General features: G+C 71.0%; 24 protein-coding genes. 13 read left to right on the top strand and 11 right to left on the bottom strand.

Going from position 1 to position 21241, the window contains the following annotated elements; all coding sequences use genetic code 11:
• Positions 1-2: 2 nt before the first annotated feature.
• From RIC31_RS26625 to rnk, 4 genes are all read left to right on the top strand, one after another.
• Complete coding sequence (locus RIC31_RS26625; RefSeq protein ID WP_350115643.1) at positions 3-779, top strand: SDR family NAD(P)-dependent oxidoreductase; 777 nt, start codon at positions 3-5, stop codon at positions 777-779.
• Positions 780-852: 73 nt separating this feature from the next.
• Positions 853-1533: a glutathione S-transferase family protein gene (locus RIC31_RS26620; RefSeq protein ID WP_350115641.1), complete on the top strand. Its 681-nt coding sequence runs from the start codon at positions 853-855 to the stop codon at positions 1531-1533.
• Positions 1530-2018 (top strand): L-2-amino-thiazoline-4-carboxylic acid hydrolase, encoded by a 489-nt coding sequence (locus RIC31_RS26615; RefSeq protein ID WP_350115638.1) that lies wholly within the window; start codon positions 1530-1532, stop codon positions 2016-2018. The genes RIC31_RS26620 and RIC31_RS26615 overlap by 4 nt, the downstream gene beginning before the upstream one ends.
• A gap of 326 nt (positions 2019-2344) precedes the next feature.
• On the top strand, positions 2345-2722 hold the full coding sequence (gene rnk, locus RIC31_RS26610; protein WP_350115635.1) for a nucleoside diphosphate kinase regulator: 378 nt from the start codon (positions 2345-2347) through the stop codon (positions 2720-2722).
• A gap of 19 nt (positions 2723-2741) precedes the next feature.
• Here rnk and RIC31_RS26605 read toward each other — a convergent pair whose 3' ends face one another.
• From RIC31_RS26605 to RIC31_RS26595, 3 genes are all read right to left on the bottom strand, one after another.
• Positions 2742-3479 (bottom strand): N-acetylmuramoyl-L-alanine amidase, encoded by a 738-nt coding sequence (locus RIC31_RS26605; protein ID WP_350115632.1) that lies wholly within the window; start codon positions 3477-3479, stop codon positions 2742-2744.
• Entirely contained in the window at positions 3476-4615 is a 1140-nt protein-coding gene (locus tag RIC31_RS26600) for an alpha-D-ribose 1-methylphosphonate 5-triphosphate diphosphatase (RefSeq protein ID WP_350115629.1), read from the bottom strand. The genes RIC31_RS26605 and RIC31_RS26600 overlap by 4 nt, the downstream gene beginning before the upstream one ends.
• A 91-nt stretch (positions 4616-4706) precedes the next feature.
• On the bottom strand, positions 4707-6686 hold the full coding sequence (locus RIC31_RS26595; protein ID WP_350115625.1) for a sensor histidine kinase: 1980 nt from the start codon (positions 6684-6686) through the stop codon (positions 4707-4709).
• Here RIC31_RS26595 and rpmF point away from each other — a divergent pair.
• Positions 6652-6837: a 50S ribosomal protein L32 gene (rpmF, locus tag RIC31_RS26590; RefSeq protein ID WP_350115622.1), complete on the top strand. Its 186-nt coding sequence runs from the start codon at positions 6652-6654 to the stop codon at positions 6835-6837. The genes RIC31_RS26595 and rpmF overlap by 35 nt on opposite strands.
• A 73-nt stretch (positions 6838-6910) precedes the next feature.
• Here rpmF and RIC31_RS26585 read toward each other — a convergent pair whose 3' ends face one another.
• Complete coding sequence (locus RIC31_RS26585) at positions 6911-7606, bottom strand: GntR family transcriptional regulator (protein ID WP_350115619.1); 696 nt, start codon at positions 7604-7606, stop codon at positions 6911-6913.
• Between the two features lie 86 nt (positions 7607-7692).
• Between RIC31_RS26585 and RIC31_RS26580 the strand changes: the two genes are divergently transcribed.
• From RIC31_RS26580 to RIC31_RS26560, 5 genes are all read left to right on the top strand, one after another.
• Positions 7693-8856: a pyridoxal phosphate-dependent aminotransferase gene (locus tag RIC31_RS26580; RefSeq protein WP_350115616.1), complete on the top strand. Its 1164-nt coding sequence runs from the start codon at positions 7693-7695 to the stop codon at positions 8854-8856.
• Entirely contained in the window at positions 8856-9854 is a 999-nt protein-coding gene (locus RIC31_RS26575) for a dipeptidase (RefSeq protein ID WP_350115613.1), read from the top strand. Before RIC31_RS26580 ends, RIC31_RS26575 begins: the two co-directional genes overlap by 1 nt.
• A gap of 29 nt (positions 9855-9883) precedes the next feature.
• The gene (locus tag RIC31_RS26570) at positions 9884-10612 is read left to right on the top strand and encodes an MBL fold metallo-hydrolase (protein WP_350115610.1); all 729 of its coding nucleotides are present in this window, start codon (positions 9884-9886) and stop codon (positions 10610-10612) included.
• A complete protein-coding gene (locus RIC31_RS26565) occupies positions 10609-11706 on the top strand; it encodes a hypothetical protein (protein ID WP_350115607.1) in 1098 nt (365 codons plus the stop codon). The genes RIC31_RS26570 and RIC31_RS26565 overlap by 4 nt, the downstream gene beginning before the upstream one ends.
• A gap of 87 nt (positions 11707-11793) precedes the next feature.
• Positions 11794-12681: an isocitrate lyase/PEP mutase family protein gene (locus RIC31_RS26560; RefSeq protein ID WP_350115604.1), complete on the top strand. Its 888-nt coding sequence runs from the start codon at positions 11794-11796 to the stop codon at positions 12679-12681.
• Here RIC31_RS26560 and RIC31_RS26555 read toward each other — a convergent pair.
• The 6 genes from RIC31_RS26555 to RIC31_RS26530 form a co-directional block, all read right to left on the bottom strand.
• Positions 12657-13481, bottom strand: coding sequence for a metallophosphoesterase family protein (locus RIC31_RS26555; protein ID WP_350115601.1), 825 nt, complete (start codon positions 13479-13481; stop codon positions 12657-12659). The two genes, RIC31_RS26560 and RIC31_RS26555, sit on opposite strands and share 25 nt — an antisense overlap.
• Positions 13478-14407 carry a diacylglycerol/lipid kinase family protein gene (locus RIC31_RS26550; RefSeq protein WP_350115598.1) on the bottom strand — a complete coding sequence of 310 codons (930 nt, stop codon included), beginning with the start codon at positions 14405-14407 and terminating at the stop codon, positions 13478-13480. The genes RIC31_RS26555 and RIC31_RS26550 overlap by 4 nt, the downstream gene beginning before the upstream one ends.
• 92 nt (positions 14408-14499) lie before the next feature.
• Complete coding sequence (locus RIC31_RS26545; protein ID WP_350115596.1) at positions 14500-15636, bottom strand: malate/lactate/ureidoglycolate dehydrogenase; 1137 nt, start codon at positions 15634-15636, stop codon at positions 14500-14502.
• Entirely contained in the window at positions 15633-16400 is a 768-nt protein-coding gene (locus tag RIC31_RS26540; protein ID WP_350115594.1) for an HpcH/HpaI aldolase family protein, read from the bottom strand. The genes RIC31_RS26545 and RIC31_RS26540 overlap by 4 nt, the downstream gene beginning before the upstream one ends.
• Before the next feature lie 12 nt (positions 16401-16412).
• A complete protein-coding gene (locus RIC31_RS26535; protein WP_350115591.1) occupies positions 16413-17405 on the bottom strand; it encodes a hydroxyacid dehydrogenase in 993 nt (330 codons plus the stop codon).
• Positions 17406-17424: 19 nt separating this feature from the next.
• Positions 17425-18126 carry an RraA family protein gene (locus RIC31_RS26530; protein ID WP_350115588.1) on the bottom strand — a complete coding sequence of 234 codons (702 nt, stop codon included), beginning with the start codon at positions 18124-18126 and terminating at the stop codon, positions 17425-17427.
• A 196-nt stretch (positions 18127-18322) separates the two neighbouring features.
• Here RIC31_RS26530 and RIC31_RS26525 point away from each other — a divergent pair, with 196 nt between their 5' ends.
• The 3 genes from RIC31_RS26525 to RIC31_RS26515 all read left to right on the top strand — a co-directional run bounded on the left by RIC31_RS26525 (position 18323) and on the right by RIC31_RS26515 (position 20323).
• Positions 18323-19258, top strand: coding sequence for a sugar kinase (locus tag RIC31_RS26525; protein WP_350115586.1), 936 nt, complete (start codon positions 18323-18325; stop codon positions 19256-19258).
• 79 nt (positions 19259-19337) lie between these two features.
• A complete protein-coding gene (locus tag RIC31_RS26520; RefSeq protein ID WP_350115583.1) occupies positions 19338-19850 on the top strand; it encodes a 2,4'-dihydroxyacetophenone dioxygenase family protein in 513 nt (170 codons plus the stop codon).
• A 17-nt stretch (positions 19851-19867) separates the two neighbouring features.
• Positions 19868-20323 (top strand): methylglyoxal synthase, encoded by a 456-nt coding sequence (locus RIC31_RS26515; protein ID WP_350115582.1) that lies wholly within the window; start codon positions 19868-19870, stop codon positions 20321-20323.
• An 81-nt stretch (positions 20324-20404) separates the two neighbouring features.
• On the opposite strand, the gene RIC31_RS26510 is transcribed toward RIC31_RS26515, so the two are convergent.
• Positions 20405-21241, bottom strand: an 837-nt coding sequence (locus RIC31_RS26510; RefSeq protein ID WP_350115579.1) for a TRAP transporter large permease, incomplete at its 5' end; no start/stop codon positions are given.

The raw sequence follows: 21241 nt of genomic DNA, 5'->3' as shown, positions 1-21241 counted from the left end.
CCATGTCCGGAGCGGAGCGCGGCCGGCTGGCCGACAAGGCGGCGATCGTGACCGGGGCCGCGCGCGGCATCGGCAAGGCGATCGTCGAGGCGTTCGCGGCCGAGGGCGGGGCGGTGTGGTGCGCCGACCTGCACGGCGCCGAGGCGGAGGCGGTGGCCGCGGCCATCCGGGCCGCCGGCGGCAAGGCCGAGGGCGGCTACTGCGACGTGCGCTCGACCGACTCCGTGCTCGACGCGGTGGACGCCGCGGTCGAGGCGTTCGGTGGCCTGAACGTGCTGGTGGCCAACGCCGCGACCCTGACCCCGGCCGCCACCGTCGAGGACCTGGACGACGCCGACTGGGCGCAGGCGCTGGCGGTCAACCTGACCGGCGCCTTCCACCTGTGCAAGCACGGCATCCCGCATCTCAAGCGGGCCGGCGGCGGCTCGGTGATCCTGACCGCCTCGCAGATGGCCCGGGTCGGCAATCCCGGCAGTGCGGCCTACTGCACCACCAAGGGCGGGCTGGTGCAGCTGGCCAAGGTGATGGCGCTCGACCACGCCGCCGACGGGATCCGGGTGAACACCCTGTCGCCGGGCGGCACCGCCACCGACCGGCTGTTCTCGCGCCATGGCAGTCCGGAGCGGGCGGAGGAGGAGTGGGGCAAGCCGATGCACCCGCTCGGCCGGCTCGGCCGCCCGGAAGAGATGGCCAAGGGCGCGGTCTACCTGGCGTCCGACGAGAGCAGCTTCATGACCGGCGCGGACCTTCTGCTCGACGGAGGGTACAGCGCCCGCTGAAGACCGAACGGCACGCTTTGCGTCGCCGGATGTTCCTTGTATGTTCTCGTCGCAACCGTGACGGAGCCTCGCCGTGAAACTGTACTCGGGACCGCTCAGCCTGTTCGCCCGCAAGGTCGAGATCGCCCTCGCCGAGAAGGGCCTCGCCTGCGAGCGCGAGATGGTGGCGTTCTCGCAGACCGAGGGATATTCGCCGAAGCATCCGGCGGTGCTGGCCGCCAACCCAAAGGGCCAGGTGCCGGTGCTGGTCGACGGCGACCTGACGCTGTTCGATTCCACGGTGATCCTCGAGTACCTGGACGATGCCTACCCGGAGCCGCGACTTCTGCCGCGCGAACCGAAGGCGCGGGCCCGATGCCGGATGCTGGAGCTGATGGCCGACGAGGTCCTGCTGCGCCCGCTTCAGCGCCTGATGTACCGCACCGAGCCGGAGAACCCGGACCCGGTGCGGCGGCGCCAGCTGGCCGATGACGCGGCCAAGGCCGAGGGCGAGCTCGCGGCCCTGTACGGGCTGGTGGCGGCCAGGCTGGAGGGCCCGTATCTGTGCGGCGGCTACTCGATCGCCGATATCGCCATGTATATGAGCGTCATGTATGCGCAGCGCCTCGGCGGCCCCGGCACGGATGCGGTCCCCGACCTGGAGGCGTGGTACGACCGGGTGGCGGCGCGACCGGCGGTGGCGGCGGTGACGGCCGAGGTGGCGGCGGCCGACCGCCTGCTGTCGCGGCCGGTGACGCAGGAGGAACGGACATGAGCGAGCAACTGCCGATCCTGGAGCAGCGGCGGATCGAGGCCCGGGTCATCAAGCCGATCTACGACGAGATGGTCGCGCGCCTCGGGGTCGAGGCCGCCCAGGCGATCCTGGGGGCCGCCATCGAGAAGGCGGCGATCGCCCAGGGCCGGAGCTTCGCCGAGGCATCGGGCGGACAGTTGGGCATCGACGGCTTCGCCGCCATCCAGAAGCACTGGACGGCGAACGGTGCGCTGGAGATCGAGGAGGTGGGTCGGGCGCATGACCGCCTCGACTTCAACGTCACCCGCTGCCGCTACTCCGAGATGTACCGCGAGATGGGGCTCGGCGACATCGGCCACCTGCTGTCCTGCGGCCGCGACGGCACCTTCTGCCAGGGCTTCGACCCGCGGATCACCCTGGAGCGCACCCAGACCATCATGGGTGGCGCCCCGCATTGCGATTTCCGCTACAGCTTCGACCCGGAAGCCGGTGGCGCGAGCACGTAGGCGACAGGGCGGCTTGACAACCGAACGCCCGATACCCACGTCATCCCTCATGAAGCGCCGCGCTAAAATGCCCGTGATCAGAACGAGTTGTCTGCTCGCGGAAACCTGACCCTCGACCCGGACAGATGCGCCTCCGGGATCGGGGGAGCGTTTCGGCCGCGAGCCGCCGGGGACAACAGGGCGCATGGCCGCCAAGCGGCTTTCCATCACGACCCAGATCAACCGTAAGACAATCCGGTCGAGTGTCGTCGCGACGAAGTCCGTCGCCGCGCTCCCGGTAGCATCATGAGGAGTCTCCCGTGCAATCCACAGGCAATCCCGACGGTATGCCCGAGATCGTGGTCTCGGCCTCGGCCTATGACAGGCTCAGCGACATGGCGGACGCCGCAGCTGCGCGGTCCCCGCATGTCGCCCGCCAGCTACTTCGCGAGTTGGACCGTGCGACCATCGTCTCCGACGATGCCGTCCCGGCCGGCACCGTGCAGATCGGCTCGACCGTGCACTATCAGCTCGACGGTACCGAGCCCCGCGAAGTCAGGCTTACCCTGCCGATTGATGCCGACATCGCGAAGGGCACGGTATCCATCCTGACCCCGGTCGGCGCGGCGCTGCTCGGACTCTCGGAAGGCCAGGCGATCGAGTTCGCTTCGCCGCAGGGCGGCCGGCATTCGCTGCGGGTCCTGGCCGTGCGACCGCCGGCGTAGGGTAGCCGATCCGGGCGTTTCAGAAGCAGGCCGATGCCGTGGCGCGTGCCAGGGCATCGGCCATTCGGTCGGCCGTCGCCGGATCGGACAGCCGGTGCTCCTCGACCGGGTTCTTGATCACCCCCACCTCGACCAGCACGGCCGGCGCCGTCGCGGTGCGCAGGATCTTCAGGAAGTCGCCGGCGTAGATTCCGCGCGCCGGGTCGAGCAGGCGGCGGTTCTCGCCGGGGATCGGCTCGGCGTGATGCAGGCTGGGCCGTTCGCCCGCCACGGCCAGCGCGTCGGCGACCGCCTGCGCGGCGGCCAGGCTGCCGGCGGCGACCGGAGTGTCGGCGGGCACGAACAGCGAGAAGCCGGCAGCCGCGTCGGTCTGGGTCAACTCCATCCCGTCCACGGTCCGGCGGGTCAGGTAGCGCTCCTGGACCGAGTCGTGGTGGATCGACAGGATCAGGGACGGACGCTGCGCCGCGATGGCGGCGACCCGGCGGTCGAGCTTCTGGTCGGGGTCGCCGATCGAGACCGTCCGAACCGTGCCGTCCGCCGGTAGCCGTCGTCGCAGGGCCGTGGTCAGCCGTTCCGCGAAACTACGGTTGAAGGTCAACTCCGGCACACCGGCGGCGCTCACGGTGCCGGGGGCGTCCGGGGTGTGGCCGATGTCGACGACGATCCGCGGCGGCGCGCAGGTCCCGGGCGGCGCGGCGCAGGCCGAGAGCGCCAGCGCACCCGCCAGCGCCAGCGGTCGAAGCCCCCCGGTCACGCCACCCGCTCGCCGGCGACCCAGACGCCGCGCACCACCGGCCGGCCGTCGACCAGCCGCGCCCGGACCAGGTCGGCGCGCAGGCCCGGTGCCAGCCGCCCGCGGTCGGCGAGACCGGCGGCATCGGCCGGAGCCGCGGTAACGGTCCGCACGGCGCGCGAAAGGTCCCAGCCCGCGACCGAGTCGGCCAGGGTGAAGGCGGCGTGCAGCATGCTGGCCGGCACGTAGTCCGAGGACACGATGTCGAGCAGGCCGTCGGCCGCGAGATCGCGGGCCGTGACGTTGCCGTAGGAGGACCGGCCGCGCACCAGGTTCGGGCCGCCCATCATCACCGCCAGGCCATGCCGGCGACAGGCGGCGGCGGCTTCGACGGTGGTCGGGAACTCGGCGATCGTGCAGCCGATCTCGGCCGATTCCGCCACGTGCTCGCCGGTCTGGTCGTCATGGCTGGCGAGTCCGAGGCGGCGGTCGCGCGCCCAGGCCGCCACCGCCCGGCGCTGGCGCGGACCGAGCTCGCGCGAGGCCACGGTCAGCCGCTCGAAGTCGGCCCGTATCTCCTCCTCGGTCAGGCCGTCGTTCTCGCGCCGCAACCGGTACCAGATGTCGAGGTCGGCGGTCTGGCGCTGCCCCGGGGCGTGATCCATGACCGACACCAGCCCGACCAGCGGGTCGTCGTCGAAGGTCGCGAGCTGGTCCAGCACCTTCGGGCCGATCACCTCGCAGCGCAGATGGACGCGGTGGTCGGCGCGCAGCATGCCGGCGGCCTTGGCGCCGGCGATGCCGCCGATCAGCGGTCGCAGGTGGCTGGCCCTGAGCTCGCCCTTCTCGGTCAGGCCGAGGCACAGCGCGTCGAAGATCGTGGTGATGCCGGACACCGCGACCTCGCCGTCGTGGTTCACCGCTGCCGCTACCGGATCCCAGTAGACCTGCGGGCGCGGCTGGTAGTGGTTCTCGACGTTGTCGCTGTGCAGGTCGACCAGGCCGGGCATCAGGTAGTCGCCCTGCAGGTCGAGCGCACCGGCCGGGGCGGCCGGGCCGTCGTCGACGGCGGCGATCCGGCCGTCGGCGACCGCGAGGGTCCCGTCGATTACGCGGTCGGGCAGGACGAGGCGGGCGTTGCGGAAGACTGTGGTCATGGGGCGGAGCCGTCGGGTCGCGGAAGGAGGAACAGATTGCCACGTCTGTACGGAGAACACGTGACGGTCGTGTGACCGCGGTGCGCGCTCTTCAGATCCGGACCGTGACCCGGCAGCCTTCGCCGTTGCGGCTCTCGATGTCCAGGCGACCGCCATGCGCCTCGATCAGCCCGCGCGCAACCGCCAGGCCGAGGCCCGAGCCGCCGCCCGGCCGGGCCTTCAGGGGATCGCCGCGCTGGAACGGATCGCCGGAGGCGGCGATCTGCTCCGGGGTCATGCCGGGGCCGGTGTCGGCGACCATGACCAGGGTGCTGCCGTCGTGCTGCGTCGCCGAGATCCGGACGCTGCCGCCCGGTCGGTTGAAGCGAATCGCGTTGTCGACCAGGTTGCTCAGCGCCTGCAGGATCGCCCGCTGGTCGGCCTCGACGATGATCTGCGGGCATTCGAGCTGCAGGCGCACGCCGCGTTCGCCGGCCATCGGCTGGACGGCCGCCACGATCGCCTCGAGCACCTCGCAGATGTCGACGGGCCCGACATGCAGGTCCAGCTGGCCGGTCGTCAGCCTGGACAGGTCGAGGATGTCCGACACCAGGCCCAGCATCGCCCGGCTGGAAGACCGGATATTCTGGACGTAGTCGATCTGCCGCGCGTTGAGGGCGCCGAGATATCCCTCCGCGAGCATGTCCGCGAAGCCGCTGATGCCGTTCAGGGGCGTCCGCAATTCGTGGCTCATGTTGGCGAGGAAGTCGGTCTTGATCCGGTTCGCCTGTTCGGCCCGCTCGAACATCTCGAGCAGCTGCGCCTGGGACCGCTTGAGGGCCGAGATGTCGGACGAGACCGAGATCGTGCCGAACGCCTTGCCGTTCTCGTCGAGCAGGGCGGCCTTGCGGACCAGCAGCGTCACTTCCGCGCCGGACGAGCTGGCGTAGGTCGCTTCGTACTCCCGCGGCCCGGTCTCCGGCGCCCCAAGGAGCTGCCGGTCGATCTCCTCGCCCATCCGCGATTCCGCTCCGGGCGTCATTTCGGCGGACCGCAGGCCCACGATGTTCCCGATACCCGGCGACAACTGCTGCATCAGTCGGACGGCGTAGGGGTTGGCATTCACGATCCGCAGATCGGCGTTCTTCTGCAGGATCGATACTGGCGCCACGTTGAGAATCGCCTCCGAAACCGCCTTGGCCGCGCGGGTCTCTGTCAGCAGGGCGCCGAGCCGCTGCCATGCGTCATCGATGGCGACCAGCAGCAGGGCGATGCCGGTCAGGAAGTTGAGGAAGATCGACGCCGGCGCGATGTACGCCGGGACGTCGAGAAGGCCGGTCTGCCGTACGGACCACGCGAACAGCAGGCCGTTCCCGGCCCGCAGCAGAAGGATGGCGCCGGCCACCACATAGGCCGGGGAGCGTCGGCGAACCAACAGCAGGACCCCGGCGGCGATGGAGATGGCGCCGAAACCGGGAAGCACCAGGAAGACCAGTATCCTCGGATCGAGCCCGCCGGCGATGACCGCGATGCCGGCCAGCGCGACCGTCAGCAGGAGGCCCCTTCGGAAGCCGACGGTCTCGGTCTCGATGTCGAGGACGCCGAACAGCAGCGCGAGGCCAAAGACGAGCAGTCCGAAGATCGCGGACGACCAGAGCGGGTCGAGGCCGGGGGCGACGGCGGTGGGCTCGGCGTGGGCGACGATTCCGAAGGTGAGGGCGAGGGCGAGATGGCCCACCGCCCAGGTCAGCAGGTATCGCCCGCCAAGGCCCCGGCGGTAGGCGAAGACGCAGAGTGCCGCGACGACCAACGGGGCGCCGGTCGCGGCAATCTGCGCAACGTCGAGCGCACCGGCCATGCGGCTTCTGCCTCTGTTGTCGAGCGATCCCTCCGGAATTTCATGTAGCTCGGGGTCGGTTAACGGATGCTGAATGCCGTGGCCTCGCGCCAAGCTCGGATCGTGACGAGTGCGCTTGCATCCGTGGCCGTGAGTCCGTATAACGCGCGCTCCGTCGCGGCCGTGGCTGCGGCGACGCGTTTCTTGTGGAGTGCGAACGATGGCCGTTCCGAAGCGAAAGACCTCCCCGTCCAAGCGGAATATGCGCCGGGCGCACGATCGGCTCCAGTCCGACGCCTATGTCGAGAGCCCGGAGACCGGCGAGCTGCACCGACCGCACCACGTTGACCTGAAGACCGGCATGTACCGCGGTCGCCAGGTTCTGAAGGTCAAGGAGAAGTTCTGAGCGTCGTCCGCGACGCCCGGAAGGTTCGGCAAGCCCCCGCGCCCTCGGCGCGGGGGTTTTGCGTTTCAGCCTCTCAGTCGCCGCGACCGGTCCGCGGTGACTCCTGGAGATAGCGCAGCAGGGTCTCGCCGGCCTCGGCGATGTGCCGGCCCAGCAGGTCGACAGCCGTGGCCTCGTCGCGCCGCCGGCAGGCCGCCAGCAGCGCCCGGTGCTCGCGGTGCGAGCGGTCCCGGTAGTCGAGCGCGCCGGCGGTGAAGGTCAGGTACCGGTCCGCGACGTCGATCAGGCCGGCGATGTGCGCCAGCAGCCGGGGCCGGCCGCAGGGCGCGTACAGCGTCGTGTGGAACAGCCGGTTCAGCGCACCGAACCCGGCCATGCCCGCCGCCTCCGCGCGGTCCTGAATTCGCTCGGCCCGGTCGATCTGGGCGTTCGACAGCTCGGGGATGGTGCGGCGCAGGGCCAGGGTCTCGGCCGCCACCCGCATCTCGTAGACCTCCTTCAACTCGGCCGGATCCAGCGGGGCGACGGCGGCGCCCTTATGCGGCACCAGCACCACCAATCCCTCGCTCTCCAGTACACGCAGCGCCTCGCGGATCGGCATCCGACTGGTCGCGAACCGGTCGGCCAGCAGTTCCTGGCGCAACGGCTCGCCGGGGCGCAGTTCGCCGGAAATGATCTGTGCCCGCAGCTCCGCCGTCAGCGCCGCCACCTGGTCGCCGCTGCGGCGTGGGGTGGCGGAAGCGCGGTCCGCCGGTCCCTGGACTGTCATGTGCGTTCCCGTCGATCGAATCGTTGCCCGGAAGGGTAGGGTGTTGTATCCGAGTTCTCAAGATTGGATCCAATATGGAAAAACCGATGACAATTTCTCGGCTCGCTGAGATCCCCGGCATCGGCGTCGACCGGATGGGCAACGCTGCGGACGCCGCCGGCGACGGCCGGATGCTGCGCCTGGAGAACCTGGACACCGACATTCCGCCGCCGCGCGAGGCGATCGCCGCGACCCTGGCCGCAGTCACCCGCGACGACGCCAACAGCTACCTGCCGTTCCTGGGGATCGCGCCGCTGCGGCGGGCGGCCGCCGCCCGGCTGACGGCCACCACCGGGGTGAGCTACGACTGGGAGAGCCAGTGCGTGGTCTCGGCCGGCGGCCTGTCGGGGATTCTCAACGTGCTGCTGGCGATCCTGGAGCCGGGCGACGAGGTGGTGATCACCGACCCCGCCTATGCCGGGCTGCTGAACCGCATCCGGCTGGCCGGCGGGGTGCCGAAACTGGTGCCGCTGCGGGTCGTGGACGGCGGCTGGCGGCTCGACCTGGATCGCCTGCGCGAGGCCGAATCGGACCGCACCCGGGCGGTGCTGACCATGAGCCCGTCGATGCCGAGCGGCGTGGTGCACACCGCCGATGAGTGGCGGGCGATTGCCGACTTGGTCGATCGCACCGGCGCCTGGGTCGTGCACGACGCCGCCATGGAGCGGATTCTGTACACCGACCGCCCGGTGCTGCACCCGGCGAGCCTCGACGGTCTGGCCGAGCGCACGGTCACTGTCGGCAGCGTGTCGAAGGAGTACCGGATGATCGGCTGGCGGGTCGGCTGGATCGTCGGGCCGAAGGCCGTGATGAACGACGTCGGCCTGGTCAGCCTCAGCAACGTGGTCTGCCAGGTCGGCATCGCCATGCCCGGGGCGGCGGCGGCCCTGACGGCGGCCGACGACGGTGTCGCGGCGGCGACCGCCGAGTGGCGACGCCGGCGCGACGTGATCCTGGCCGAAATGGCCGACCTGCCGGTAGTCCGGCCCGACGGCGGATGGTCGCTGCTGATCGACACGGCCGCTCTCGGCATGGCGCCCGCAGACGCCTCGGCCCGACTGTTCGAGAAGGGCCGGATCGCCGCCACACCGATGACCGGCTGGGGCGCCGACGGCCATGCCGGCCGCTATCTGCGCTTCGTGTTCGCCAACGAGCCGGTCGACCGCCTGACGGGTATCCGCGAGCGGGTGCGCGCCGCCTGGGGCCTGTGATGGCCGCCGTGCCCGCCTGGCGGGCGGAGCGGCCGTGGCTCGCCGGGGCGACGATCTGCGACGGGCTGCTGCCCTGGACCCGGCCTTTCCTGCCGCCGGACGCCGACCTCGGGGCGTATCTCGGCCGGCAGGGGCGGTCCGGCTACGACCACGTGTCGCTGACGGTGGCGGCGGCCGGGGAGGATGCCCGCGAGGCGCTGTTAACCCTCGGCTGGCTGCGCGCCCAGCTGCAGGCGGCGGGCATCCCGGTCGCGCATGACCGCGACGGGATCGGGGCGGCACGGGCGGACGGCCGATTGTCGGTCTCGTTCCACTTCCAGACCGCGACGCCTTTTCTGGGCGACCTGGATCTGGTCGACGCGTTCTTCGCGGCCGGCATCCGGCGCGCCATCCTCGCCTACAACGCTGCCAACGCCTTCGCCGACGGCTGCCACGAACCGCGCAACGCCGGGCTGTCCGCCGCCGGTCGCCGGCTGGTCGAACGCATGGACGCGGTCGGCATGCGGGTCGACATCAGCCACTGCGGCGAGCGCACGAGCATGGACGTGCTGGCGATGGACCTGCGGCGGCCGCCGCTGTTCTCGCACTCCAACGCCCGCGCGCTGTTCGAGCACGAGCGCAACATCACCGACGGGCAGATCCGCGCGGCCGCCGACCGCGACGGTTATGTGGGCATCAACGGCGTCGGGTTCTTCCTCGGTGCCGAGGGCGACCGGATCCCGACCGAGATGGCCCGCCACATCGCGCATGTCGCCGGGATCGCGGGGGCCGGGCGGGTCGGGCTCGGGGTCGACTTCATGTATCTCGAGGGCAGCGACTTCGGCTTCTTCCACCGCAGCCGAGCGACCTGGCCCCGGGGCTATCCGCCGCCGCCCTGGAGCTTCCTGCAGCCCGAACAGCTCGGAGACCTGGTCTCGGCACTGGAAGCGGTCGGCTTCGTCGAGGCCGAGATCGTCGGCATCCTCGGAGGGAACTACCTGGCACGGGTCGCCGGCTGATAGCATCGCGCCGACCGCTGGAGGAGGCGATGCAGGCGCAGGACGACGGGACGATCCGGGTCGAGGACCACGGGGACGGCGTGTGGCGGATCGAGGAGCTGTACGCCCGCCCGTACTGCCGCGGAGCCATCTGGGTGGTCGACGGCGGCGACCGCCGGCTGGTGCTGGACGCCGGCTGGGGGCTCGTGCCGCTGCGGGAGCATGTCCCAGCGCTGTTCGACCGGCCGATCGTCGCGGTCGCCAGCCACACCCATTTCGACCATGTCGGCGGCCTGCACCAGTTCGCCGACCGTCTGGTGCATCCGCTGGAGGCGGCGATCCTGGCCGACCCGACGCCGGACGCCGTGCAGAGCTGGCCGTTCCTGCGCGACTACGACGCCCTGGCCTTCGACCCGGTGCCCGGCGGGTTCGACGCCGAGGGCTGGCGGCTGCCGCCGATGCCGGCCCGGGCGGTGGGTGAGGGCGGCCGCATCGAGCTCGGCGGCCGGTCGCTGACGGTGCTGCATACCCCCGGCCACTCGCCCGGCCATCTCTGCCTGTTCGAGGAGGCGACCGGCTTCCTGTTCGCCGCCGACGCGATCTACGAGGGCGAGCTGTTCGACGATGTGCCGGGGGCGTCGGTCCCGGACCTGCTGGCCACCCATGCCCGGCTCGCCGAACTGCCGGCGACCCGGGTGTTCCCGAGCCATTTCGGGGTGTTCGACCGGCCGCGGCTGGTGGAGCTGATCGCGGCCTACAGACGCGGGAAGCGGGCGTGAGCCGCCGGCTGCTGGTCCTGGCCGAGCGCGAGGCCGGCTGCGCCGCGCGTCTGGTCGCCGCCGGCTTCCAGGCGGATGTGGCGGGCGAGATCGCCGCCTATCTCAGCCAGGCGACCGACCTGGCCGCCTTCGAGGCGCCGGTCCGCGAGGCGATGGCGGCGGCCGGGTTCGAGGTCCGGTTCGGCGACCCGACCGGGCCGGAGGCCTGGCTGGACTGGCTGCGCGAGCGTCCGGCCGAGACGGTCGTCTGGGGTGTCACCGACGGCATCCGCTACTACCGCGGCAGCCATGCCTCGGCGCTCGCCCGGCTGCTTGGGGCGCGCCTGTTCGGGGCGTCGGCGGCGGTCCAGCACCTGGCCCAGGACAAGTTCAAATGCGGGGCCGCGGCGGCCGCGCTTGGGGTGCCGGTGCCGGTGACCGGCCTGCTGCGCGACGGCAGCTGGCTCGGCGACCCGCCGCCCGGCGACGGGCCATGGTTCGTGAAGCCCAATACCCTCGGGGCCAAGCTCGGCATCTGGGCCGACTCGCGGGTCGAGGACCTGGACCGGGCCGCCGACTTGTCGCGGCGTATCTATGCCCGCTATCGCGACGACGCGGTGGTCCAGCCCTATGTTCCCGGCTTCGACGTCCGGGTCTCCTATATCGCGGTGGAGCCGGACCCGGCCCTGCGGCGGCTGGGGATATACCGGCTGGAGACCGGCGGCGGCGAGGTCGGCGGCGCGTTCCTGACCATGGCCGACAACCGCACCCTGTCCGGGACCGCCGACACCGAGGGCGCTGCATCGGCGTCCCGGGCCGGGTCGGCGGCCTTCGTGCCGCGCATGGTCGACCTGACGGCGGAAGACCCGGCGCTGGCCGACCGCATCGCCGGGATGGCGCGGCGGCTCGCTAAGGGGATCGGGCTGCGCGACGTGTTCTCGCTCGATATCCGGGTCGCGACCGCCGGCGACCCGCTGCTCCTGGAGTTCGAGGTCTGCCCGGCGGTCACGATCTACGACTTCCGGCGCTACCTGGCCGACTGCTGGGGCTGCGACCTGCCGGAGGCCCTGGTGCGGGCGGTCGGGACGGCCTTCGCGCGGGCGCCGGACCTCTGAGCCGCCGCGACGCTGCGGAGATCCGGGTGTTCGCGCTAAGCTGCTGGAAAGCGGCGGCGAAGTCCGCCGGAACCGAGGAGACGACCCATGTCTACCCATGCGCCGAAGCTGCGCGCCCTGCTGACCCGGCCGGGCCTGACGGTGGTGCCCAGCTGCTTCGATGCCATGTCCGCCCGGCTGATCGAGCGCGCCGGCTTCGAGGTCGCGTTCATGAGCGGCTATGCGGTGTCGGCGACCCAGCTGGCCCTGCCGGATGCCGGGCTGATCTCGTTCGAGGAGATGGTCGCCCAGGGCCGCCGGATCTGCCAGGCCGTCCATATCCCGGTAATCGGCGACGGCGATACCGGCTTCGGCAACCCGGTGAACGTGAAGCGCACGGTCCACGGCTATAACCGGGCCGGCTTCGCCTGCACGATGATCGAGGATCAGGTCTATCCCAAGCGCTGCGGATACGCGCACGGACTCGCCGTGGTCTCGCGGGAGGAGTCGCTGACGCGGCTGCGGGCGGCGCTCGACGCGCGCGCGGAGATCCAGGCGACCGGCGGCGACATCCTGGTGATCGGCCGGACCGACAGCCGCGGGCCCGAGGGCTTCGAGGAGGCGCTGTGGCGGGCCGAGGCATTCGCGGATCTCGGCGCCGACATCGTGTATTTCGAGGGGCCGCAGTCCGAGGCCGAGATGGCCGAGCTGAACCGCCGGCTGACGGTGCCGACCATGCTGGCGCAGGTCGAGAAGCCGGACCGGCCGCTGCTGTCGCCCAGGCAGGCCGAGGATCTGGGCTACGACCTGGCGCTGTTCGGCCTGACTCTCCTGAACGCGTCGCTGCGCGCCATGCGCGACGCGCTCGCTCTGATGGCCGGCGGCGGCCATCCCGGGCCCGACCGGCTGATGCCGTTCGAGGAGCTCTACGAGACCGTCGGCTTCGAGGAATATTACGCCGAGGAGCGGCGTTACGTGCCGGGGACCGGCGACTGACCGGGCCTGCCTCCGATCCGTAGCACGGGCGGGCTGCCCTCGACCCAGCGATCGCCGGTCCACACCCGGGCATCCAGGCGCAGGGCGCCGTCGTCCGTGATCTCGATCAGGTTGTAGGCGTTGGCTTCGCCGCGCAGCCGTGTCGAGAACGAGGTTCCGCCGTGGACCACGAGCATCGGGGAGCCGCCGGCCTCGTCCGAGAGGTCGTGCACGAAGGCCCGGTGCAGGTGGCCGGCGAGGACCAGACGGACGCCGTGCCGGCGGAACGCCCGCAGGGCATCGTCCGAGCGCCTGAGCACCTTGTGCCGCAGCTTCGGGTCGGGGGCGAAAAACGGATGATGGCAGACCACCACCCGAGTGACGGCGTCGGGCAGGCCATCCAGCCGGTCCTCGATCCGGGCCAGGTGCCGGCGGCCGATCCGGCCATGCGACCAGTTCAGCCGCCACGACGCCCGCCGGACCGAGTTGACGCCGATCAGCGCCACCCGGTCGTCCACCATGGTCGGCTCCAGGTCCGGGCCGAAGTGCCGGCGCCAGCGCCGGAACGGATCGACCAGGCGTTCGACGACATGGCCGCCGGGGATGTCGTGGTTGCCGGGTACCAGGAAGCACGGGGCCTGCAGGGACCCGACGAACTCCGCGGCCGCAAGGAACTCACGCTCGCGGGCCCGCATGGTGAGGTCGCCGCTGATCACCACGACATCGGGGCGCGCCTCGGCCAGGGCCTCGCGCAGCGGCTCGACCAGCCGGCGGTCGACGCGGCCGAAATGCAGGTCGGTCAGATGGGCCAGGCGGATCATGCCGCAGCGGTGGGGACGTCGGTCTCGGTCTCGGCGGCGGCCCGCAGCACGCGCAGGCCGGCCGGTCGGATCGAGTAGGTAAGGGGCGGCTCGAGCAGCAGCAACTCGCCGTCGTTCATCACCCGCAGCTTCGATCGGCTGCTGCTCACCTCGACGGTGGCGGCCTTCGCAGTCTTCAGCTCCGGCGACCGGCGCCAGCGGCCGGCCAGTGCGCGCAGGAAGGTCAGCAGCAGTCCCGACGGGGTCGGGCGGGGCATGGCATACACCTCGAATGCCCCGGTATCGAGCCGCGACCTTGTGAACAGCCGGCCCGGCGCCTCGTCGTAGCCACCGACCGCGACCATCAGGTGCCGGCTGCGGAAGGGGGCCACCCCGGCATCCGGCAGCCGGATGGCCAGGCGCCCGTCCCGGGACAGGGTCGAGAGATTCTTGGCGATCACCCGGATCCAGCGGATCGGGTTCAGGCGGCCGCGCCAGTGCTCGCGTTGCCCACCGATGCGGGACGGGAAGCCGATCACCGAGCTGCACAGGAACAGGTGGCCGTCGACCTCGCCGACATCCACCCGGGCCGGCCGTCCATGGCGCATCGCCGCGACCGCCCCGTCGATGTCGGCCGGGATGCCGAGGTCGCGGGACAGGTGATTGAGCGTGCCGGCCGGGATCGGCATCAGGATCTTGTCGCTGCCGGCAAGCGCCGCGGCCGCGGTGTTGATGGTCCCGTCGCCGCCCGCGACCGCGACCAGTTCGGCCGGGCGGTCTAGGGCGGTCTCGATGAATCCGGGCAGACCGTCGGGCGGGCCGGTCAGCAACTCGACCTCGAAGCCGAGTGCCGCGATCCGGTCTGCGATACTCTCGGGCGTGATGCCGCTGTCCAGCAGGCTGCCGGCCGCCGGATTCACGATCAGGGTCACTGCGCGTGGTGTCATCGGTCCATCCCTCGCCGCCCGGGCAGGCCGGGCTCCGCCAGGGAAACCCGCGACGGTCGAGGGCGTTCCGATGAACCCCGGGCGGCGCGCCCCTACGGTTTGCCGCCGATCAGGCTCGCTATCTCGGCCTCCGGGATCGCGAGCCTGCGGGCGGTGTCGACGATGTCGGACCAGGCTTCCTCGGCCAGCGGCAGGCCACCGGCCGTGCGCTCGGCCAGGGTCGCGCGCTCCTTCTCGCCGGGCACCAGGACCTTGCCGTCGGCGGTGGCCGGCTTGGCCGACTTCACGAACTCGACATAGCTCTTCACCTCGTCGGCGAAGGCGTTGCCGGTGTCGAAGGCGGCCACGTCCACGTAGAACGAGAACATGCCGTTGCAGAACCGGCGGCGGTTTTCCTCGCCGAGCGCGCCGGCGGTGCCGGAGCCGCCGAGCGCCCCCGCCATCATCTCCATCAGGAAGTTCAGGCCGGAGCCCTTGTGGTCGCCGAACGCGCGCAGGGCGCCGGGACCGTTGTTCGGGTCGGGATAGCCGCCGGCCGGGACGTCGCCGTACAAGGGGTGCGGGTCGGCGGTCAGCTTGCCGTCGGCGTCGACCAGCGAGCCGGGCGGCAGCGGCTTGCCGCCCTTGAACGCCACCAGGGCCTTGCCCTCGGCAACCAGCGAGGTCGCGAAGTCGAGGATCACCGGCTCGCCCCCGGCCACCGGGATGCCGGCGCAGAACGGCGAGGTGCCCATGCGCCGCCCGACCGCGCCATAGGGGGCGACGATCAGCGAGCCACGGACGTTGACCATGTGGATCGATACGACGTTCTGGGCGGCGCAGCGTTCCGCCCAGTCGCCGATCCGGCCGAGATGGCCGGAATTGCGCAGGGCGGTGACGGCCACGCCGTGCTGCTTGGCCTTGGCGATTCCGACGTCGACGGTCTGCTCGCCGATCGACTGGCCGAAGCCGTAGTTGCCGTCGATGATCGCGAAGCTCGGCTGGTCCAGGATGATCGAGATCGTCTGGTTCGGGACCTGCCGGCCGGTCTGGGCCCATTCGACATAGCGCGGGATGCGGATCACGCCGTGGCTGTCGTGGCCGCGCAGGTTGGCACCGGTCAGCCGCCGGGAGATCCGGTCGGCCTCCTCGGGCGAGCAACCGGCCCGGGCGAAGATCGCGCGGCCGAGCGCCTCCATTGCCGCCGGCGGCACGAAGGCCTCGCCGCCCTCATGCCGGATGCCGGTCATCGACCGGCCTCGAGGTCGCGGTACGCCTTGACGTCGCCCGACGCGGACGAGACGAACATCCGGACGTCCGAGCTGAGGGTGACGAAGTCGAAACCCTTCTCGACCATCTTGCGCAGATAGCTCGGCGCCATGCAGTGGATGCCGGCCTTGATGCCGGCCTTCTTGGCGGCGGCCAGGGCCTTGTCGATGTTCGCCACCACCGCGGGATCGGTAGAATCCATGCCGGGGCTCTTGCCCATGGACACCGCGAGGTCGCTCGGGCCGACATAGATGCCGCTCAGGCCGGGGGTGGCGCAGATCGCGTCGGCGTTCTCGATGGCCTGGACGGTCTCGATCATCGCCATGCTGACGATGGTCTTGTTGGCGTTCGGGAAGTAGTCCGGATACAGCAGCCCGGCCCGGGTCGGCCCGGTCGAGCGGTAGCCGGCCGGATGGTACAGGCAGGCGCCGACGAAGCGCTTGGCGTCCTCGGCGGTATTGATCATCGGGCAGATGATGCCGAGCGCGCCGGCGTCCAGCAGCTTCATGATGATGCCGGGCTCGTTCCAAGGCACCCGGGCCATCGGGGTGCGGCCCCAGCCCTGGACCGCCTGGAACAGGGTGAGCGCGGTCTGGTAGTCCACCAGGCCGTGCTGCAGGTCGACGGTCAGGCTGTCGAAGTCCTGCATGGCCATGAACTCGGCGGTCACGGTCGACGGGATCGAGAGCCAGCCGTTCAATGCGCCCTTGCCCTCGTTCCAGACCTTGTGCAGTCGGCTGTCCATGAGCGTTTCCTCTCAGCTCGCTTCGGTCCGTTGCAGGACCGCTTTGTTGACGACGACGGCGGGATCCAGGGTGCCGTCGAAGGTGGCCAGGATGTTCTCGACGGTCTGCACCGCCGCCCGCTTCAGGGATTCCAGACTGGCGCCGGCGGAATGCGGCGTCATCAGGATCCGGGGCTCCTGGAAGAACGGATGGTCGGCCGCCGGCGGCTCGACGTCGAACACGTCCACCCCGGCGCCGGCGATGTGGCCGGACCGGATCGCCGCGACCAGGGCGGCCTCGTCGACCAGGCCGCCGCGGGCGCAGTTCACCACCAGGGCGCCCGGCCGCAGGGCCGCCAGCTCGGCGGCGCCGATCATGCCGAGCGTCTCGTCGTTGCGCGGGCAGTGCACCGTCAGTGCGTCGACGTCGCCGAGCACCGCCCGGTAGTCGGCGACCGGCTCGGCGCCCATGGCCCGGATCGCATCGGGCGCGACGTAGGGGTCGTAGCCGAGCACCCGCATGTCGAACGCCCGGGCGCGACGGACCACCCGGGAGCCGATGCGGCCGAGCCCGACGACCAGCAGCGTCCGCCCGTCCAGGTCGATCGCCTGGGTCCGGAAGCGCTTGTCCCAGTCGCCGCGCCGGACCAGCGGGTCGTAGACCGCGACCTGCTTGGCCAGCGCCAGCAGGAACATCATCGCCTGCTCGGCGACCGACGGGGCGTTGGACCGGGGGGCGATCGCCAGCCGGACGCCGTTGTCGGTGCAGGCGGCGACGTCGACCGAGTCGTAGCCGACGCCGTGCCGCGAGACGACCTCCAGGCAGCCGGCCGCCTCGATGATCGAACGCGTGATCCGGGCGACCCGGACGGCAATGCCGTGGGTGCCGGGCGCGTGCCGCAGCAGATTCTCCTCGGAGATGTCCTCGATCACCTCGAACTCTACGTCGTCCCGGCCCTCGAGCAGGGCCATGCCGTCGGGATGCAGCGTTCCGAGGACCAGGACCTTCTTCCTGTTGCTCGCCATGGTGCGGGCCCGCGCGCGGTCAGTGGATTTCGGCCGACTTGCCCATGGCCGCCTTCAGCTTGTCGATGTTGAAGTCGGGTGCACGGGCGGCATCCAGGATCACCGCCTCGCGGCGGGTCAGCAGGGCCACGGCGTCCGGCAGGCTCTTTACGGAGTCGCGCGGGACGACCACCGCGCCGTGCCGGTCGGCGTGCACGATGTCGCCGTCGTTCACGACCATGCCGTACAGGTTCACCTGGCCGCCGTGGTCGACCAGATGAACGTGGGCATGGCTCGGGCCGATCCTGCCGGCCACCAGCTGGAAGCCAGGGGCACAGGCGTCGAGGTCGCGGATCGAGCCGTTGGTGACCACGCCGAGCGCGCCCAGACCCTTGTGGATCGCGGTGTTGACCTCGCCCCAGAAGGCACCGAAGCCGGGCTCCGGGTCGAGGTCCTGGATCACCACCACGGTCGGGCCGGGCCTGGCGGCGACGTATTCGTAGTAGGCCTGCCGGGTGGCCAGGTTCTGGGCGGCGCTGCGCACCGCCGGCGCCACGGCGCGGATGGTGGCGGTGCGGGCGAAGCCGCAGATCGGCTTCAGCTCCGGGAAGGCGCAGACCATCTGGCCGGTGGTGAAGCCGGTCGCCCGCCGCTCGGGGTTGGTGAGTTCGAGCGCGTTGCAGATGGTCGGGGTGTCCCAGGCGGTGAGGCGGTCGAGGTCCGCCGCCGAGATCTCGGTCATCGTTTCCGTCCCTTGTTTTCGGTACCCATGTCCCTGCGGTTCGCAGTGGGGGGTCGCAGTAGGGGTTCGCTGGCCGGTCGGCCGAAGAGGTATGATCATCACACTAGCAGGGGCAGTGGCCCGGGCAACAGTCCCTGCCGACGGCCAGGCGGCGTTCCCGCTTGCCGGTTTCCGTCGGGTCGTTCACCTTCCGGCCATGACCACACGCGACATCGACCTCGCCTGTTTCGGCGAACCGCTCATGGAGTTGACCCGGGTCGAACGCGACGGCGAGCCGCCGTCCTACCGGCCGGGCTATGGCGGCGACACTTCTAACTGCGCCATCGCCGCCGCCCGCCAGGGCGCGCGGACGGCCTATATCTCGGCGGTCGGCGACGACAGCTTCGGCCGCGAGCTGCGGGCCCTGTGGCGGGCCGAGAGGGTCGACGATTCCGCGGTCCGGACCGACGCCGGCGCCCCGACCGGCCTGTACATCATCACGCCGAGCCCGGCCGGCCGCGACTTCGCCTACTACCGTACCGGCTCGGCCGCCAGCCGCTACACGCCGGCGGACCTGCCGCTCGACCTGCTGCCGCGGATCCGGATCGTGCAACTGTCGGGAATCAGCCAGGCGGTGGGCGAGGGGCCGTGCGATGCCGGATTCCGACTGATCGAGGCGGCCCGCGAGGCCGGCTGCGAGGTCGCCTACGACACCAACCTCCGGCTCAAGCTGTGGTCGCTGGAGCGGGCCCGCGCGGTGATGCACGGGGCGATCGAGCGCTGCACCGTCGCGCTGCCGTCGGTCGACGACTCGCGGATCCTGACCGGGCTGGACGATCCGGACGCCATCGCCGATGCCTATCTGCGGCGCGGACCGCGGATCGTGGCCCTGAAGCTGGGGGCCGAGGGAGTGCTGGTGGCGACCGCGAAGGAGCGCCGGCGGCTGGCGCCCAACCGGGTCGACGCGATCGACGCGACCGGTGCCGGCGACACCTTCGACGGTGCGTTCCTGGCCCGGCTGGCCGCCGGCGACGACCCGGTCGAGGCCGCGCGCTACGCCAACGCGGCCGCGGCGTTGACCACCACCGGCTATGGCGCCGTGGCCCCGATCCCGCGGGCCGACGCGGTGCGGGCGTTGCTGGCCGGGAACTAGCGCGCTGCCGGAGCCGGCCATGACAGCCGGGATGCCCCGGCGTATGGTGCGGCCGACAGAATTTGCCAGGGAGCTCGCCATGCGCGCGCGCGTCGCCGACCGGGAACGCCCGGCCTCCACCCATCCGCTGTCGCCGCTGGAGATCGTCGAGGTGGCGATCCCCGACGACGAGCGGGTCTGGGTCCCGCAGGCGCCGAACGTCTGGTTCCGGCCGCTGATGCTGAACACCCTGAACGGTGGCTGGTGCAACCTGCTGCGGGTCCGCAAGTCGGGCGTGCTGAGCCGACACCTGCATCCCGCACCGGTCCACGGCTTCGTGCTGAAGGGCCAGTGGCGCTACCTTGAGCACGACTGGATCGCGACCGAGGGCTCCTACGTGTTCGAGCCGCCGGGCGAGACCCACACCCTGGTGGTCGACGAGGATTGCGAGGAGATGATCACCTTCTTCAACATCTCCGGCTGCATGTACTACGTTGACGAGCAGGGGCGCTGCACCGGCTTCGAGGACGTGTTCGCCAAGCTCGACATGTGCCGCAGGCACTACACCGAGAACGGGCTGGGCGCCGACTTCGTCGACCGCTTCATCCGCTGAGCCGGGAGCGCCGCTTCATGCGTCGGCGCAAGCGTATCGGCCTGGTGGCCCACGACGCCAAGAAGGCCGAACTGCTGGACTGGGTCGCCACCCATCGCGACCGGCTGGCCGGGCACGAGCTGTGGGCGACCGGGACCACCGGCGCACTGGTCGCCGAGCGCACCGGCCTGCCGGTCACGCGCCTGAAGAGCGGGCCGCTCGGCGGTGACCAGCAGATGGGCGCGCTGATCGCCGACGGCGCGATCGACGTGCTGGTGTTCTTCGCCGACCCGATGTCGGCGATGCCGCACGACGTCGACGTGAAGGCACTGGTCCGGCTGTCGAGCGTCTACAACATCGTGCTGGCCTGCAATCGCAGCACCGCCGACTTCCTGATCACCAGCCCGCTGTTCGACGCCGACTACGCGCCGACGGAGACCGACTACGACGGTTACCTCCAGCGCGTCGTGCCGTTGGCGCCCGGCGACCGGTAGCCGGCACCGGGGTGCCTGACAGGCGAAGGGCCGCTCCATCCGGAGCGGCCCTTGCCGTTTCTTGGGTATCGGGCCGGACCGTCAGTCCAGAACCAGCTTCGGCAGCCAGAGGGTGATCTCCGGCCAGATCATGCAGGCCACCAGCCCCATCACCTGCAGGGCGACGAACGGGATGATGCCCCGGTAGATGTTCTGGATCTTCACCGAGTTCGGCGACACCCCCTTCAGATAGAACAGCGCGAAGCCGAAGGGCGGTGTGAGGAACGAGGTCTGCAGGTTGACCGCCACCAGGATGGCGAACCAGTAGACGATGTCCCGGCCCTCGACATGGCTGCCGAAGTCCATCAGCTCCACGATCGGGGTGAACACCGGCAGCACGATCAGGGTGATCTCGATCCAGTCGAAGAAGAACCCGAGAACGAAGATCGTCCCCATCAGCACGAACAGCAGCCCCCAGGCCTCGAGGCCGAGATGCTCGATCAGCTCGATGATGATGTCCTCGCCGCCGAGCGACCGGAACACGTAGGAGAACGCCGTCGCGCCCATGAAGATGAAGAAGATCATGCCGGTGGTCAGGGCGGTGCGCTCGCACACGTCCCTGACGACGTCCCACTTCAGCTTGCCGTTCACCAGGGCCAGGACCAGCGAGCCGAAGCCGCCGACGCCCGCCGCCTCGGTCGGGGTCGCCCAGCCGGCGAAGATGGATCCCAGCACCAGGGTGATCAGGAACACCGGCGGCAGGAAGCCCTTCAGCAGCATGAGCAGCAGGCCGACGGTGGAGTCCGGGCCGACGTCGTCGGACAGCGACGGCGCCCAGTGCGGCTTCAGCGACGACACCACCAGGATGTAGGCGAAGTACAGGCACGACAGCAGCAGGCCCGGCAGGATCGCGCCGAGGAACAGGTTGCCGACCGAGAT

The organism is Thalassobaculum sp. (assembly GCF_040219615.1).
GTDB lineage: Bacteria > Pseudomonadota > Alphaproteobacteria > Thalassobaculales > Thalassobaculaceae > Thalassobaculum_A.
This window is presented reverse-complemented; position numbering and strand designations above follow the sequence as displayed.

What these genes read in the sequence shown, in the direction of transcription:
- RIC31_RS26625 (WP_350115643.1), top strand. Translation starts at nt 3, where the DNA reads ATGTCCGGAGCGGAGCGCGGCCGGCTGGCCGACAAGGCGGCGATCGTG.
- RIC31_RS26615 (WP_350115638.1), top strand. Translation starts at nt 1,530, where the DNA reads ATGAGCGAGCAACTGCCGATCCTGGAGCAGCGGCGGATCGAGGCCCGG.
- rnk (WP_350115635.1), top strand. Translation starts at nt 2,345, where the DNA reads ATGCCCGAGATCGTGGTCTCGGCCTCGGCCTATGACAGGCTCAGCGAC.
- RIC31_RS26600 (WP_350115629.1), bottom strand. Translation starts at nt 4,615, where the DNA reads ATGACCACAGTCTTCCGCAACGCCCGCCTCGTCCTGCCCGACCGCGTA.
- rpmF (WP_350115622.1), top strand. Translation starts at nt 6,652, where the DNA reads ATGGCCGTTCCGAAGCGAAAGACCTCCCCGTCCAAGCGGAATATGCGC.
- RIC31_RS26585 (WP_350115619.1), bottom strand. Translation starts at nt 7,606, where the DNA reads ATGACAGTCCAGGGACCGGCGGACCGCGCTTCCGCCACCCCACGCCGC.
- RIC31_RS26580 (WP_350115616.1), top strand. Translation starts at nt 7,693, where the DNA reads ATGACAATTTCTCGGCTCGCTGAGATCCCCGGCATCGGCGTCGACCGG.
- RIC31_RS26575 (WP_350115613.1), top strand. Translation starts at nt 8,856, where the DNA reads ATGGCCGCCGTGCCCGCCTGGCGGGCGGAGCGGCCGTGGCTCGCCGGG.
- RIC31_RS26570 (WP_350115610.1), top strand. Translation starts at nt 9,884, where the DNA reads ATGCAGGCGCAGGACGACGGGACGATCCGGGTCGAGGACCACGGGGAC.
- RIC31_RS26560 (WP_350115604.1), top strand. Translation starts at nt 11,794, where the DNA reads ATGTCTACCCATGCGCCGAAGCTGCGCGCCCTGCTGACCCGGCCGGGC.
- RIC31_RS26555 (WP_350115601.1), bottom strand. Translation starts at nt 13,481, where the DNA reads ATGATCCGCCTGGCCCATCTGACCGACCTGCATTTCGGCCGCGTCGAC.
- RIC31_RS26550 (WP_350115598.1), bottom strand. Translation starts at nt 14,407, where the DNA reads ATGACACCACGCGCAGTGACCCTGATCGTGAATCCGGCGGCCGGCAGC.
- RIC31_RS26545 (WP_350115596.1), bottom strand. Translation starts at nt 15,636, where the DNA reads ATGACCGGCATCCGGCATGAGGGCGGCGAGGCCTTCGTGCCGCCGGCG.
- RIC31_RS26540 (WP_350115594.1), bottom strand. Translation starts at nt 16,400, where the DNA reads ATGGACAGCCGACTGCACAAGGTCTGGAACGAGGGCAAGGGCGCATTG.
- RIC31_RS26535 (WP_350115591.1), bottom strand. Translation starts at nt 17,405, where the DNA reads ATGGCGAGCAACAGGAAGAAGGTCCTGGTCCTCGGAACGCTGCATCCC.
- RIC31_RS26530 (WP_350115588.1), bottom strand. Translation starts at nt 18,126, where the DNA reads ATGACCGAGATCTCGGCGGCGGACCTCGACCGCCTCACCGCCTGGGAC.
- RIC31_RS26525 (WP_350115586.1), top strand. Translation starts at nt 18,323, where the DNA reads ATGACCACACGCGACATCGACCTCGCCTGTTTCGGCGAACCGCTCATG.
- RIC31_RS26520 (WP_350115583.1), top strand. Translation starts at nt 19,338, where the DNA reads ATGCGCGCGCGCGTCGCCGACCGGGAACGCCCGGCCTCCACCCATCCG.
- RIC31_RS26515 (WP_350115582.1), top strand. Translation starts at nt 19,868, where the DNA reads ATGCGTCGGCGCAAGCGTATCGGCCTGGTGGCCCACGACGCCAAGAAG.